Below are 12217 nucleotides of genomic sequence, written 5' to 3'. Positions count from 1 at the left end.
GTGACCGGGCAGGCCTTCGCCATTCCGGCTGACACTACTGAATCCGTTACAACTGGTTTAGCAAGGGTACTTACCTTTTATTAGTAATCATGCTTATTATTTTACGGCCAGTATTGCTGGTTCTTGATCAACAACCGGCCTTCTTGGAAAGAGAGAGCGAAGATGACAGAGAACCAATGGCCCGAGGATCCTGCTTACACGGCTCCCCCGGCCTCCACGGGAATTCCGGGCGAGCGGACTGCCACTACCTTTCCAGCCGCCGCCACTCCGCCAGCCGGGGTTACGCAGACCGGTGACACAACAGGCGCGTCCCGGAAGGACGCGGCAAAGGAAGAAGCAGCAGATGTAGCCCGGACGGCGAAAGAGTCGGCCCGGGGCGTGGCGGAAACGGCCAAGAGTGAGGCCGCGAACGTCGCATCGGAGGCAAAGTCAAGCGCGCAGGGCCTGCTGCACCAGGCCAAGCAGGGCCTGAACAGCCAGGCAGGCACCCAGCAGCAGAAGGCTGCCGATGGCATCCGGACCATTTCCAGCCAGCTGCAGAGCATGGCCGAGGCACCGGACCAGCAGGGCGTTGCCAGCGACCTGATTCGGCAGGCTGCCCAGCGCAGCGAGTCCGTGGCTTCCTGGCTGGAGAACAAGCAGCCGGGTGACCTGCTGAACGAAGTCCAGCGCTTCGCCCGCAACCGCCCGGGTACGTTCTTGCTGCTTGCAGCCGGCGCGGGCGTCCTGGCCGGCCGCCTCACCCGCGGCCTCACCGCCGGAGCAACGGAGAGTTCATCCACCGAGGGCCGGCCTGCCGGCCTTGCCGGACAGTACTCGGGCACGGGGTACGGCGACCAGTACAGCGAGTCCTACCAGCCTGCCGGCGGTACCGTTCCGCCTCCCCCGGTCCAGCTTCCGGGTCCGGCCACCACCACGGCAGGATACGACGGCGGCGCGCCAGGCAGCGGCTACGCCGAGCCCGTGCGTCCGGCCAGCCCGATGGACAGCCCCCAGCTTGTGGAAGAGGAGCCCTGGTCCGGAAACCGGACAGCAGAGGACCCCTTGGGTGACCCTCGGCTGGCCGCAGATCCACTGGATGATGATCCCCTCGCTCGGGATCGCCGTGCCGGCGGGCAGGCAGGCGGGCTCTGATGAGTAGTTCCATTCCTGAGGTGCCGCCGGGTGAGGCGCATCAGAAGGCCGATAACACGTCGCTGGGTGATCTGCTCGGTGAGGTGACCCGGGACCTGTCCACCCTGATGCGCCAGGAAGTGGAGCTGGCCAAGGCCGAAGCCAAGCAGTCCGCCACCCGGGCCGGCAAAGGCGGCGGCATGCTCGCCGGCGCCGGCGTGGCCGGGCACTTCGTCCTGCTGTTCCTGTCCCTGGCCCTGATGTTCGCCCTCGGCGCGCTGATGCCGCTGGGCTGGGCCGCGGTCATCGTGGCCGTGATCTGGGCCATTATCGCCGCGGTCCTGGCCTCCACGGGGCGCAAGGAACTCAAACAGATCAAGGGCATGCCCCAGACCGGCGAAACACTCTCCGAAATCCCCCCAACCCTAAAACCAGGTGAGGTAAACCGATGAGCGAGAACCCCGACGCAATCCGCCAAGACATTGAAGCCACCCGCGCACGCCTGGGCACCAACGTGGACGCGGTCGCGGACAAGGTCACCCCGTCCAACATCGTCCAGCGCCAAACCGACAAGGTGAAGGGCAGCGTCAAGGACGCCGTCACCGGCGTGAAGGAGAAAGTCATGGGAGCAGCAGACACCGCCACCACCAAAGTCCAGCACACCGCCTCCTCCGGCGCCGGACACACCACCGACGCCCTGCACTCCACCGGCGAGAGCCTGCACGAGGCCAAAGACAACGTCGCAGCCAAACTCTCCGACGCCGGCACCACCCTCTCCCAGGCCCCGGACCAGGTCAAAGCCAAAGCCCAGGGCAACCCCCTGGCCGCCGGGCTCATCGCGTTCGGCGCCGGGCTGCTCGTCTCGTCCCTGATCCCGCCGAGCCAGAAGGAACGCGAAGCGGCCAACCAGGTCAAGACCGCAGCCCAGCCCCTGGCCGGCAAAGTCACCGAGGCAGCCAAGGACGTCGTCCAGGACCTCAAGGAACCCGCCCAGGAAGCCGTCGAAAACGTCAAAGCCACCGCCACCGACGCCGCCCAAAACGTCAAAACCGAAAGCCAAAGCGCAGCCAGCGACGTCAAGGACCGCGCCACCGACGCCAAAACCAACGTCCAAAACACCTGACCCAGGTTTACGCGGCACCCCAGGCAAGCCCCACGAGACAGGCCGGCCCCGCCCACCCGCGGAGCCGGCCTGTCCGTTATGGACCCTGATCGAGAGGACACGTCATGGCCACTCACGACTCATCCGAAACCAGCACCGCCAAGGCGGGCCAGGCGCCGGATCCAAACGACTCACGGAAACCGGACAGCCCCCGGGACCTGGATAAGCCGAATTGGAAGTACATTGCCAGGAAGACGCTGCGGGAGTTCAACAAGGACCAGTGCCCGGACCTCGCCGCGGCGCTGACGTACTACGCCGTCCTGTCGTTGTTCCCGGCAATCCTGGCCCTGGTGTCCCTGATCGGGATCTTCGGGGACCCGCAGAAGACCACCGATGCGCTCCTCCAAATCGTCAGGGGTTTTGTTCCGGCCGAGACTGCCGACACGGTAGGCGGAGTGGTGCAGGACCTGGCGAACGCCCCGGCAGCAGGACTCACGCTGGTCATCGGTATCGCGACGGCCTTGTGGTCCGCGTCCGGATACGTGGGCGCGTTCGGCCGTGCAATGAACCGGGTCTACGAGGTGGACGAAGGCAGGCCGTTCGTGAAGCTGCGCGGCACCATGCTGGTGGTCACGCTCTTTGCCATTGTTGTCATCGCGCTCCTCGCCGGCATGCTGGTCCTCAGCGGCCCCGTGTCCGAGGCGGTCGGCAACTTCATCGGGCTCAGCGGCGTCGTCCTGACCGTATGGAACATCGCCAAGTGGCCGGTGATGGTGGCCCTGATCATCGTGATCATCGCTGTCCTCTACTACGCCACGCCCAACGTCAAGCAGCCCAAATTCAAGTGGATGAGCATGGGCTCGGCAATCGCCCTCTTCGTTTTCCTGCTCGCCTCGGCGGGCTTCGGTTTCTACGTCGGAAACTTCGGCAACTACAACAAGACCTACGGCGCCCTTGGCGGCGTAATCGTTATGCTGCTGTGGCTCTGGATCCTGAACATGTCCCTGCTCTTCGGCGCAGAATTCGACGCCGAGGTTGAGCGCGGCCGCCAGCTGCAGGCAGGCATCAAGGCAGAAGAAACCATCCAGCTCCCGCCACGGGACACCAAGAAAAGCGAAAAGCTGCAGGAGCAGAAGGAAGAAGACATCCGGCACGGCCGCGAACTTCGCGAAAAGTACAGCGCCCAGAACGGTGACAGCGACGCCGGCCGGTAGGCGCCAGTACCGCAGGCAGGCCTGGGGTTCAAAAAGGCACAGTGCCCATCAGGGCACTGTGCCTCTTTGCTGTGTACACGCCTGCCGCAGGTACTAGGCAGGATCTCCAAGATGGAGGAAAATTGTAGTTAGGTCCAGTTGATGATTCCCGGGTTAAACAAGGGCCCGGGAGCAAGGCGGGGCCGGCGGTGAGATGGCCTCTTCTGAGACCGAGGCCAGTCCCCCCAGTCGCCGTCGGCCCCCTCACTTTGCAGGTTTGCGCGCACACTCAACCCGGACAGGCACCCATAACTGGACAAAGTGATCCGCCCTGCAATACTTTCATGATTACTCTGCCGGTCCCTTTCCGGTGCCGCAGGGCCGCTGAAGCAGATACGGCGGGATTACGGTCAACCCTAAGAAGCGGACATGCCTGCTACCCATTTTGAAGATTTTCTTGCCGAAGCAGTTGTTCCGGACAGGGAGCCCGGCCTGGGCCTCGGACGCGAAGAATTGTATGGGCTCTACACGAGCTGGTGCCTCATCCATAAGGCACAGCTTCAGTCACCCGATGCCCTGTGGGATGCCCTGGAGGAGCGCGGCATCAACCCGGACAGCAACAACCTGTCCATGACCGGTCCTGCGGCCGCAGACTACATCGTGGCCAGCGCCCCTCCCCTGGTCTGATAAGGCATGGCCTGCCAGGCGCCCGCGGCTCCGGCATCTGTTGAAGCGCAGGGCGCGTGGCTAGCATGGGTCATGGCCGGCGGCATACGGTTCCCCGGCCACCAGCCGAAGGGAGCAACGCCATGGGTTTGGACGACAAGATCGACAACGCCGCCGAGAAGATGGGCGGCAAAGCCAAAGAGGCCACTGGCCGGGCAACGGACGACGAGAGCCTCCAGACCGAAGGCCAGATGGACCAGGCGAAGGCTGACCTGAAGCAGGCCGGCGAGAAGATCAAGGACGCCTTCAGGAAAGACTAGTGGCAAGCAAGAGGGCTGCTGCGTTACCGCAGCAGCCCTTTTTCATGCCCGCGGGTTGCGGCAAAAACGCTTACGGCGATGGTTCAGTCACCGCGGCGGTTGGAGACATGTTTTCGGCGTTCACCATCCAGGCAAGCTGCTCCAGTCGCTCGATGGCGGCGTGCAGCAGGTCGGCGCTGGTGGGGTCTTCCTCATCAACATCGTCATGGACATCGCGCATGGTCTGCACGGTGCGTTCCAGCCGGGCGGTGATCAGCTTGACCGTGTCCTTGGTGGACGTCAGACCCTCCGGAAATTCGTCCAGGCGGTTGCCGCCTGAGACCGTGTTGCTGCGCCCGTCGGGCAGTGCGTGCAGGGCGCGCATCCGCTCGGCAGCCTGGTCCGCGAAGAGCCTTGCCGCCGCAATGATCTCGTCGAGCTGCAGGTGCAGGTCGCGGAAGTTTGTGCCGACAAGGTTCCAGTGCGCCTGCTTTCCCTGCAGGTGCAGTTCGATGAGATCGGTAAGCACCATCTGCAGGTTGGTGGCAAGGGTGGGTGACGCTTTCATCATGTTCCTCCTCTGCGGCCCGCCGACTGCCATCAGTCGGCCACTTATTTCTAAGCATACTTACTAATTGGCCCGAGCCAAGTTGAGGTGATGCTGTCGCCGCGCTTGCCCTCAGGTGATCCTGGCCAGGGCGAAGCCGTCCCAGCCCTTGGAGCCCACCGTCTGTATCACGGTGGCGTCCAGCCGGGGGTGCTCCCCCAGCATTTTGAGGGCGTCCACGATACCGGGGGCATTGACGGGGTCCAGGCCCGGGTTCAGGACTGCGCCTTCCCAGACGGTGTTGTCCAGCACCACGGTAGCCCCGGGCCGGCCAAGACGTACGGCCCAGTCCAGGTAGCGGCTGTTGTTTTGTTTGTCGGCGTCGATGAAGATGAAGTCGAAGGGTTCCCTGCCCTCCTCCTCAAGTGCAGCCAGGGTGTCGAGGGCGGGACCGAGCCGGATCTCCACCTTTTCGCCCAGACCCGCAAAGTCGATGTTTGCCCATGCAACCTCCGCGTGCTTGGGGAGGTATTCGCACGTGACCACCGTGCCGTCGTCGGGAAGGCCACGCCCGATCCAGATGGTGCTGAAGCCGGCGAGTGTGCCGATTTCGAGGACGCGGCGGGCACCGGACATCTGGACCAGGAGCTTCAGGAGCTTTCCTGCATTCGGTGCCACTTCGATGGCAGGCATTCCCGCCTCGGCAGCTGATCGGATGGCCTGCTCCATTGCAGGATCCGGATGGACAACCACGCGCGAGAGGAACTCTTCGGTGGCGGTCCATTCCGGCCGGGGTTTGTGCTCGAACATTGCCACAGTCTGGCACGGGCCGGGGTGTGGGTCCAGAGAGTTTTGCCGGCCCCCGGCACCCCAAAGTACCTCTCAGGATCCGTCCGCGAGTGCTTCCTCGAGGCGTTCAACCTTGGCTGTGAGCTCGCCGCTGTAGCCGGGCCTGATATCGGCCTTCATCACCAGCGAAACGCGGCTGCCGTAGCGTCCAACTGCCTCGGTGGCACGTTTGACGACGTCGAACACCTCGTCCCATTCGCCTTCAATGGTGGTGAACATCGAGTCGGTCTGGTTGGGGAGGCCGGAGTCACGGACGATCTTGACGGCAGCGGCAACGGCGTCGTGGACGGACGCGTCACCGGACCGGGACCCTTCAGCCGGAGTGCCTGACGGAGCGACAGAAAAAGCAAGGAGCATGCAGCCAGTTTGCCACGCCGCGCAGCGGGCCGGCGCCGGCGGGAGAACCCGGCCGTCATATAAGCGCCTACCCTTGAGTAACGGTGATCGCCCGCAGCAGCGTTGCTAGCCTATTTGGCATGAGCCTCGCAGTCGCCCGCAAACCCCTCCGCGCCGATGCCGCGAGGAATGTGGACAAGATCATCACGGCAGCGCGTCAGTGCTTCCGCGAGTTCGGGCCGGATGTGCCCCTGCAGACCATCGCGGCCACGGCAGGGGTTGGCCCTGCCACCCTGTTCCGCAACTTCGCTGACAAGGAGGAACTGGTCCTCGCCGCGCTGAACCGCCAGCTCCGGCTCACAGTCGACCCGGTGGTGGACGGCGCACTGGCCGGCATGGACGCCGCCGAGGGGCTGTTCCGAGTCCTGGAGTCCCTCATGGCAGCCTCGAGCGCGGACGCCAACCTGCTGGGCGCCGTGGCCGGACGGCGCGAGCTGCTGACCGGCATCACGGGTTCCCTGATGGAGTCCATCAGCGTGCTCCTGGTGCGCGGCCAGGGCCAGGGAAGCCTGCGAGCCGACATCTCGATGACGGACATGTTCCGCCTGCTCGCAATGCTGATCAGCGTGGTGGACACCATGGAGCCGGGTTCCGATGCCTGGCGGCGGCCGTTGGCGCTGGTGGAAGATGCCATCCGGAGCAAGCGGCCCGAGCGCCCCCTGCCTGCCCATGTGCCCGTGCCTTCATCAGCAGGCATCGGCGCCCAGCCCCTGGTACCGGCCGCGGCGGAACCCCGGCTGGGGTAGTTTCCGCCGCGGTTCCCGGACCACCCCTGCCCCGCCCCCACCCGAATAGGGACCATTGTGGGCGCCGAGGCCGGTGCAATACACTTCAAGAGGGTTACGCAGCCAGCCTCTATACAGTGGATATGGAGCGCCCCCATGACGCAGTTCCTGCAGTTCCGGCACGCAACGGCCGCAGCGCGATGAACAGTTCAAAGCTCTTGCACTTCCTCAATGATCCGCGTGATCCGGAAGAAATCCTCCCCACGTTGACCGCCGGTGCGCTGGCAGACCTGCTGGACGCCCTGTACCAGAACCTTGACACGCCCGAGCCTGAATTCGGCGCACAGGCCTGGTACGAACTCGCTGTCGAAGAGAGCTGCCGCAGGGCTGTGTCGCCGGACGGCGCCGCCCACGGAGTTGCCTGAAACAGGCCCAAGTCCTCCTTGATGCGGCCTTGCCGGCCGGTTAGGCCGGGCGCTGCACCCACTTTCGCGGGTCAGTTGGCCGCCTCTCCCCTCCTCCAAAGCTCCTGCATCACCAGGGCTTGAAGCGACGGAACAGGTGATAACGGGTCCACCTCAAGCCCTTGCCGCAGGCTGCGGGACAGCGCCTCCAGGTCCTCAGGCGGGACGTCGGACAGGCTTGGGTACCGGGTGTAGAAGCGTTTTGCGGGAAGCCCTGCCCAGCGTCGGACACTCTTTCGGGGCCGGCCGGCTCTTTCTCCGGCAGCATGCAGCTGATTATCCATGGTCGCCGTTCACAGCAGATTCAACGGCCAACTGCATAGCCGCTCCCATAGTACCGTCGGCCATGCAGATCCCGCGTGACCGGCGTCACATCTGCTGTCAGTTCCAGCCCATGATGCGAAGCAGCGCGGCAGTGCCGGCGCCGGCAAGCACCACCACCAGGAACGGCGCCCGGAGAACCAGGGCAACGGCCGCAGCCGCCAGGGCGCCAAGGCGGGCATCGGCGGCGAGCGCCTGGCCGGACGCGGCGGCGTTAACCACGGTCAGGGACGCGAGCAACCCGATGGTCATGGTGCCTGCGATGCGTGACATCCGCGGATTCTCCAGGAGCCGGGCCGGCACAAAGTAGCCCACCAGTTTCCAGGCATAGGCCAGCACGCACGCGAGCAGCAGCCAGAACCAAAGGCTCACGTGTCCGCTCCTGATACTGGGCCGCCGTGGCGGCGGTGGCCATGGTGCTCTTGGTACGGCTCCACATCGGGTTCGAGCCCTTCGTCGCTGCGGCCGTGGCTGAACCAGCCAATGAGTGCGGCCACCACTGCGGCCACCAGGATGGGCACGCCGGCAGGTACGAACGGCACGGCCAGCACGGTGGCTACAGCGCATACGACGGCAATGGCGACGGGTTCGCAGCCCTTGAGCCGCGGCCAGAGCAATGCAAGGAACGCCGCCACGGCCGCGCCGTCCAGGCCCCACTGTTTCGGGTCGCCCAGGCCGCTGCCGGCCAGCGCGCCAACCGCGGTGAACAGGTTCCACAGCACATAGATGCCGATGCCCGCGGCCCAGAAGCCACGGCGCTGCTCGTCCGGATCCGCTTGGCCGGTGCTCGTGGCCGTGGATTCGTCGATGGTGACCTGCGCGCCGACGTATTTGCGCCAGCCTTCGGGCCGCAGGAGCGCGTTAATCTGCATCCCGTAGATGCCGTTGCGCATGCCCAACAGCGTTGCGGCGCTCATGGCCGCAATGCCGGACCCGCCGCCGCCCACCACTCCGATGAACGCGAACTGCGAGCCGCCGCTGAACAGCAGCAGGCTGAGGGCCATGGTCTGCCAGAAGTCGAGCCCGGATGTGACCGACAGCGCCCCGAAGGATATCCCGTAGAGGCCGGTAGCGATGCTGATGGAAAGGCCCACCCGCACCGCCGGTGACGCGAGGAGCTCTTTCACGTCCGCATCTCCGGCGCCTGTCCGGGCCGCAAGACGCCTGGTGCTGCGGCGAAGGAAGTCCGGGCACGCCGGCCGGACCTGGGAGAAAGCATGGCTCCACTCAATCACAGGGACGGCCGGCGTTTAAAACCGCCTGCGTTGTCCCTCCCCAGTTCAGGTCCAGGCCAGGCCGGAGCTGCCGTAGGGCGGAGGCGGGCCGCTGTAGTCCAGCGGCTGTCCCGCGGCGGCGAGGGGCGGCGGGACGTAGCGCAACCCGCCAAACGTGCTGGGCATGTTCCGATAGGCGGGCTCAGGGAGCGCCCGCGGTTCCGTCCGCACCGCAGGCAGGGCGCAGAGCTCCTCTGCGGTCCTCGCCAGGGACAGCCGGCCTGCCCCGCCGCGGCCGGTACGACGGCGGGAGGTCAGCAGGGTGATGGCGGCGGCCGCCGCTCCGTACCCGGTGGCGTGGTCCAGCGCCTGGACGGGCAGGGCACCTGGCTGCCAGCCGCCGTCGTCCGTTTGCCGGCCGTAGGCATGCGCTATTCCCGCGGCAGCCTGGACGATGCTGTCGAAACCGCGCAGGCGGCGCCAGGGCCCGGCGGCGCCCCAACTGTCCAGCGTGACCACCGCCAGCCCGGGCCGGAAAGCCTGCAGGGCGTCGGCGCCCAGCCCGAACCGGTCCAGGGAGCCGTGCCGGTAGCCGGTTACCACCACGTCGGCGGCTTTGAGGAGTTCCTGCAGCCTGCGCTGGTTGACCGGACCGGCGATGACCCTCGTCAGGTCCAGGACCCGCACGCCGGTGAGAGGACGGCGGATGTTTTCTGCCGCACCGGGAAGCGGTGTTTCCGCCCTGGGGATTCCCTGCCCGTCCAGTCCGATCCCCACTTCCTTCCGGCCGCCAGGAGCGAGCGCAATCCACGGCCCCTCGCGGGCAGCCCGCCCCATGTCCGAGGCCAGCCACTGGTCCCGTGTCCGGACGGCTGCGGCGATTCCGCCCCGGGCCTGGATGGCAGCCTCGGCTTCCAGGGACGTCATGGTGCGCAGGGCCGGCCCACCAGCGGCGGGGGCCGTCGTCGTCGGACCGGCTGCTCATTTGCGCTGCTTCCCCGGCTAGCGGCCCTGGGGCGAGGCCAGCTGGAGCTGGGCAAGGACCCGGGCCGGCACGTTGGTGGTGATCTCGTGGATGCCGAGTTCCTGGCAGAGCGCCACATCCTCGGCGGAATCCACCGTCCACACCCGGAAGCGCCGCCCCGAATAGAGCCAGCGCTGTACCGTAGCAGGGTGCTCGCGGACGTAGTCGATGCCGGGACCTGCAAGGGATACCAGGCGCGCGTCCAGGATCCGCTCGGCCTCCAGCTGGGTGGCCTTCATCAGGTTGGCGATGGCACCGCCGGTAATCAGCCCCAGGCCAAGGCCGCCACGGATCTCGTGGACGTTGATGTCATCCACCAACTGGCAGACGTACCGGGCGGGTACGGACTGCAGCAGGTGGCGCACAGAATCGGGGCTGAAGCTCATGAACGTGATTGCCACATTGTCCACGGTGGAAGCGGCCGGGTCCCACCCTTCCCGGCGCAGGAGATCGAGCACCCTGTCCTCCAGTTTGAGCTGGTAGGGGCTGGGGTGCTTGAGTTCGATGGCGAGCTTCACCGGCCGCCCAGCGCCGCGGAGGATATCCAGCAGCTCGGGCAGGGTCAGGAACTGTTCCGAGCGGGCACCATAGATTTCCGGGATGCGCACGCCCTTCCAGGACGAGAAGTCCAGGTGCCTCAGTTCGCGCAGGGTTCGCTCCGCCACCGGCCCGGTCCCGTCCGAGGTGCGGTCCAGGTTGGCGTCGTGCAGGAGGACCACGTGCTGGTCGCGGGTGAGGTGGACGTCGCACTCAACGCCGTCGGCACCGTCCGCGAGCGCCTGGAGGTAGGCGGCCCGGGTGTGTTCGGCGAACGCAGCGCTGGCGCCCCTGTGGGCAAAGACCAACGGCCGCTGCGGCGTTGGCTCCTCAGTTGTCATGCAGACACGGTAGCCGACCCGGTCCCCGCTGCGGGGCTAGGCTTGGCACATGCACGTGAACTCTGAGCCAACTACCCAGGAAGCCCCGGCCCAGCCCGCACGCCCGGCGCCGAAGGAAGCGCAGGGAGGGGCCACCGTCGCCGGCCGCGGGTTCGGTGCCGGTGACGCCGAAAAGGCGGCAGCGCTGCGGAGGATGAAGTTTGTGGCGCTGGCACTGCTGGTTGCCATGGCGGTGATTTTTGTCATCGCCTTTGCGCTGCAGGAGGAATACCCGTGGCTGCAGTATGTGCGGGCCGCGGCGGAGGGCGGCATGGTGGGTGCGCTGGCGGACTGGTTCGCGGTGACCGCCCTGTTCAAGTACCCCATGGGAATCAAGATCCCGCACACCGCGATCATTCCCCGCCGGAAGGACCAAATTGGCGCTTCGCTGGGCGAATTTGTGGAAACCAACTTCCTGTCCGAGCAGGTGGTGCAGGACAAGCTGGCGAGCGTGAACATCGCCCGCCGGGCGGGCCAATGGCTGGCCACCCCCCACGGTGCCGACCGCGTGGCGAAGGAGGGCGCGGCACTCATCCGCGGCACGTTCAAGGTCCTGAACGACGACGACGTCCAGGCAGTGATCGAGGGCATGGTGCGCAAGCACCTCCTCACTCCGCCGTGGGGACCGCCAGTGGGCCGAATGGCGGAGCGGATCTTCCACGACGGGCACCACCACAAGCTGGTGGACCTGCTGGTGGACCGGGCCGCCGACTGGGTGGATGACAACCACGAGACGGTCTCCCGGCTGGTCTCGGACCGCTCCCCCACCTGGGTCCCGCAGTTCCTGGACGGACTGGTGGGCGACAAGGTGTACGTGGAAATGCTGAAGTTCGTCCGCGCCGTGCAGGCCGACCCCAACCACCAGGTGCGCCAGTCGATCGACAAGTACCTGAACGACCTCGCGCAGGACCTGCAGCACGACCCCGCGATGATCGCCCGCGCCGAGGACATCAAGGCCCAGGTCCTGGGCGACCCCGAGGTCCGGGAACTGGCCTCGCGCACCTGGGGCACGGTAAAGAACGCGCTGCTGGGCGCCGTGGACGATCCGGACAGCGAACTGACCATTAAGTTCAAGGCGGCCGTCCGGGACTTCGGCTCGCGGCTCGTCAACGATCCCGAGCTGGCGGGCAAGGTGAATGCGTGGATCGGTGACGCCGCCGGCTACCTGGTGCGCACGTACCGTTCGGACATCGCCGGCGTCATCACGGACACCGTTGCCCGGTGGGACGCGGAAGAAACCTCGCAGAAGATCGAGCTCCAGGTGGGCAAGGACCTGCAGTTCATCCGGATCAACGGCACCGTGGTGGGATCACTGGCCGGGCTTGCGATCTTTACGGTGGCGCACCTGATCTTCGGCTAACGGCTGTTTGGCGGCCCCCCGCTCCGC

The 12217-nt window shown here is 66.2% G+C and carries 16 protein-coding genes; 9 read left to right on the top strand and 7 right to left on the bottom strand.

The window, feature by feature from the left end; all coding sequences use genetic code 11:
* Positions 1-162 precede the first annotated feature (162 nt).
* The 6 genes from ACLH0K_RS02780 (at position 163) to ACLH0K_RS02755 (ending at position 4394) form a co-directional block, all read left to right on the top strand.
* Positions 163-1134, top strand: a complete 972-nt coding sequence (locus tag ACLH0K_RS02780; protein ID WP_411375352.1) for a hypothetical protein — start codon at positions 163-165, stop codon at positions 1132-1134.
* Complete coding sequence (locus ACLH0K_RS02775) at positions 1134-1565, top strand: phage holin family protein (RefSeq protein WP_411375351.1); 432 nt, start codon at positions 1134-1136, stop codon at positions 1563-1565. The genes ACLH0K_RS02780 and ACLH0K_RS02775 overlap by 1 nt, the downstream gene beginning before the upstream one ends.
* Positions 1562-2236: a DUF3618 domain-containing protein gene (locus ACLH0K_RS02770; protein WP_411375350.1), complete on the top strand. Its 675-nt coding sequence runs from the start codon at positions 1562-1564 to the stop codon at positions 2234-2236. Before ACLH0K_RS02775 ends, ACLH0K_RS02770 begins: the two co-directional genes overlap by 4 nt.
* 104 nt (positions 2237-2340) lie before the next feature.
* Complete coding sequence (locus ACLH0K_RS02765; protein WP_411375349.1) at positions 2341-3429, top strand: YihY/virulence factor BrkB family protein; 1089 nt, start codon at positions 2341-2343, stop codon at positions 3427-3429.
* Between the two features lie 408 nt (positions 3430-3837).
* Positions 3838-4095, top strand: coding sequence for a hypothetical protein (locus ACLH0K_RS02760; protein ID WP_411375348.1), 258 nt, complete (start codon positions 3838-3840; stop codon positions 4093-4095).
* Between the two features lie 122 nt (positions 4096-4217).
* The gene (locus ACLH0K_RS02755) at positions 4218-4394 is read left to right on the top strand and encodes a CsbD family protein (protein WP_411375347.1); all 177 of its coding nucleotides are present in this window, start codon (positions 4218-4220) and stop codon (positions 4392-4394) included.
* Between the two features lie 70 nt (positions 4395-4464).
* On the opposite strand, the gene ACLH0K_RS02750 is transcribed toward ACLH0K_RS02755, so the two are convergent.
* The 3 genes from ACLH0K_RS02750 to ACLH0K_RS02740 form a co-directional block, all read right to left on the bottom strand.
* A complete protein-coding gene (locus ACLH0K_RS02750) occupies positions 4465-4941 on the bottom strand; it encodes a Dps family protein (RefSeq protein ID WP_411376391.1) in 477 nt (158 codons plus the stop codon).
* Positions 4942-5052: 111 nt separating this feature from the next.
* Positions 5053-5730: an O-methyltransferase gene (locus ACLH0K_RS02745; RefSeq protein ID WP_411375346.1), complete on the bottom strand. Its 678-nt coding sequence runs from the start codon at positions 5728-5730 to the stop codon at positions 5053-5055.
* Between the two features lie 72 nt (positions 5731-5802).
* A complete protein-coding gene (locus tag ACLH0K_RS02740) occupies positions 5803-6126 on the bottom strand; it encodes an MTH1187 family thiamine-binding protein (protein WP_411375345.1) in 324 nt (107 codons plus the stop codon).
* Positions 6127-6245: 119 nt separating this feature from the next.
* On the opposite strand from ACLH0K_RS02740, the gene ACLH0K_RS02735 reads away from it, so the two are divergent.
* Both ACLH0K_RS02735 and ACLH0K_RS02730 read left to right on the top strand, forming a co-directional pair.
* Positions 6246-6911, top strand: a complete 666-nt coding sequence (locus ACLH0K_RS02735; protein WP_411375344.1) for a TetR/AcrR family transcriptional regulator — start codon at positions 6246-6248, stop codon at positions 6909-6911.
* Positions 6912-7033: 122 nt separating this feature from the next.
* Positions 7034-7315 carry a hypothetical protein gene (locus tag ACLH0K_RS02730; protein WP_411375343.1) on the top strand — a complete coding sequence of 94 codons (282 nt, stop codon included), beginning with the start codon at positions 7034-7036 and terminating at the stop codon, positions 7313-7315.
* Positions 7316-7735: 420 nt separating this feature from the next.
* Here the strand turns inward: ACLH0K_RS02730 and ACLH0K_RS02725 are convergent, their stop codons facing one another.
* The 4 genes from ACLH0K_RS02725 to ACLH0K_RS02710 form a co-directional block, all read right to left on the bottom strand.
* Entirely contained in the window at positions 7736-8047 is a 312-nt protein-coding gene (locus ACLH0K_RS02725; protein WP_411375342.1) for an AzlD domain-containing protein, read from the bottom strand.
* Positions 8044-8802 carry an AzlC family ABC transporter permease gene (locus ACLH0K_RS02720; protein WP_411375341.1) on the bottom strand — a complete coding sequence of 253 codons (759 nt, stop codon included), beginning with the start codon at positions 8800-8802 and terminating at the stop codon, positions 8044-8046. The genes ACLH0K_RS02725 and ACLH0K_RS02720 overlap by 4 nt, the downstream gene beginning before the upstream one ends.
* Positions 8803-8955: 153 nt before the next feature.
* Positions 8956-9816, bottom strand: coding sequence for a CoA transferase (locus ACLH0K_RS02715; protein ID WP_411375340.1), 861 nt, complete (start codon positions 9814-9816; stop codon positions 8956-8958).
* 75 nt (positions 9817-9891) lie between these two features.
* The gene (locus ACLH0K_RS02710; RefSeq protein ID WP_411375339.1) at positions 9892-10791 is read right to left on the bottom strand and encodes a glycerophosphodiester phosphodiesterase family protein; all 900 of its coding nucleotides are present in this window, start codon (positions 10789-10791) and stop codon (positions 9892-9894) included.
* Between the two features lie 49 nt (positions 10792-10840).
* Here ACLH0K_RS02710 and ACLH0K_RS02705 point away from each other — a divergent pair, with 49 nt between their 5' ends.
* Complete coding sequence (locus ACLH0K_RS02705; RefSeq protein WP_411375338.1) at positions 10841-12190, top strand: DUF445 domain-containing protein; 1350 nt, start codon at positions 10841-10843, stop codon at positions 12188-12190.
* The last annotated feature ends 27 nt before the right edge of the window (positions 12191-12217 follow it).

The sequence above is a fragment of the Arthrobacter sp. MPF02 genome, from assembly GCF_046605375.1.
In the GTDB taxonomy this organism is placed as follows: Bacteria; Actinomycetota; Actinomycetes; order Actinomycetales; family Micrococcaceae; genus Arthrobacter.
This window is presented reverse-complemented; position numbering and strand designations above follow the sequence as displayed.

Excerpts from the sequence above, each read along its gene's own strand:
- ACLH0K_RS02780 (WP_411375352.1), top strand. The coding sequence starts at position 163 with ATGACAGAGAACCAATGGCCCGAGGATCCTGCTTACACGGCTCCCCCG.
- ACLH0K_RS02775 (WP_411375351.1), top strand. The coding sequence starts at position 1,134 with ATGAGTAGTTCCATTCCTGAGGTGCCGCCGGGTGAGGCGCATCAGAAG.
- ACLH0K_RS02770 (WP_411375350.1), top strand. The coding sequence starts at position 1,562 with ATGAGCGAGAACCCCGACGCAATCCGCCAAGACATTGAAGCCACCCGC.
- ACLH0K_RS02765 (WP_411375349.1), top strand. The coding sequence starts at position 2,341 with ATGGCCACTCACGACTCATCCGAAACCAGCACCGCCAAGGCGGGCCAG.
- ACLH0K_RS02760 (WP_411375348.1), top strand. The coding sequence starts at position 3,838 with ATGCCTGCTACCCATTTTGAAGATTTTCTTGCCGAAGCAGTTGTTCCG.
- ACLH0K_RS02755 (WP_411375347.1), top strand. The coding sequence starts at position 4,218 with ATGGGTTTGGACGACAAGATCGACAACGCCGCCGAGAAGATGGGCGGC.
- ACLH0K_RS02750 (WP_411376391.1), bottom strand. The coding sequence starts at position 4,941 with ATGAAAGCGTCACCCACCCTTGCCACCAACCTGCAGATGGTGCTTACC.
- ACLH0K_RS02745 (WP_411375346.1), bottom strand. The coding sequence starts at position 5,730 with ATGTTCGAGCACAAACCCCGGCCGGAATGGACCGCCACCGAAGAGTTC.
- ACLH0K_RS02740 (WP_411375345.1), bottom strand. The coding sequence starts at position 6,126 with ATGCTCCTTGCTTTTTCTGTCGCTCCGTCAGGCACTCCGGCTGAAGGG.
- ACLH0K_RS02735 (WP_411375344.1), top strand. The coding sequence starts at position 6,246 with ATGAGCCTCGCAGTCGCCCGCAAACCCCTCCGCGCCGATGCCGCGAGG.
- ACLH0K_RS02730 (WP_411375343.1), top strand. The coding sequence starts at position 7,034 with ATGGAGCGCCCCCATGACGCAGTTCCTGCAGTTCCGGCACGCAACGGC.
- ACLH0K_RS02715 (WP_411375340.1), bottom strand. The coding sequence starts at position 9,816 with ATGACGTCCCTGGAAGCCGAGGCTGCCATCCAGGCCCGGGGCGGAATC.
- ACLH0K_RS02710 (WP_411375339.1), bottom strand. The coding sequence starts at position 10,791 with ATGACAACTGAGGAGCCAACGCCGCAGCGGCCGTTGGTCTTTGCCCAC.
- ACLH0K_RS02705 (WP_411375338.1), top strand. The coding sequence starts at position 10,841 with ATGCACGTGAACTCTGAGCCAACTACCCAGGAAGCCCCGGCCCAGCCC.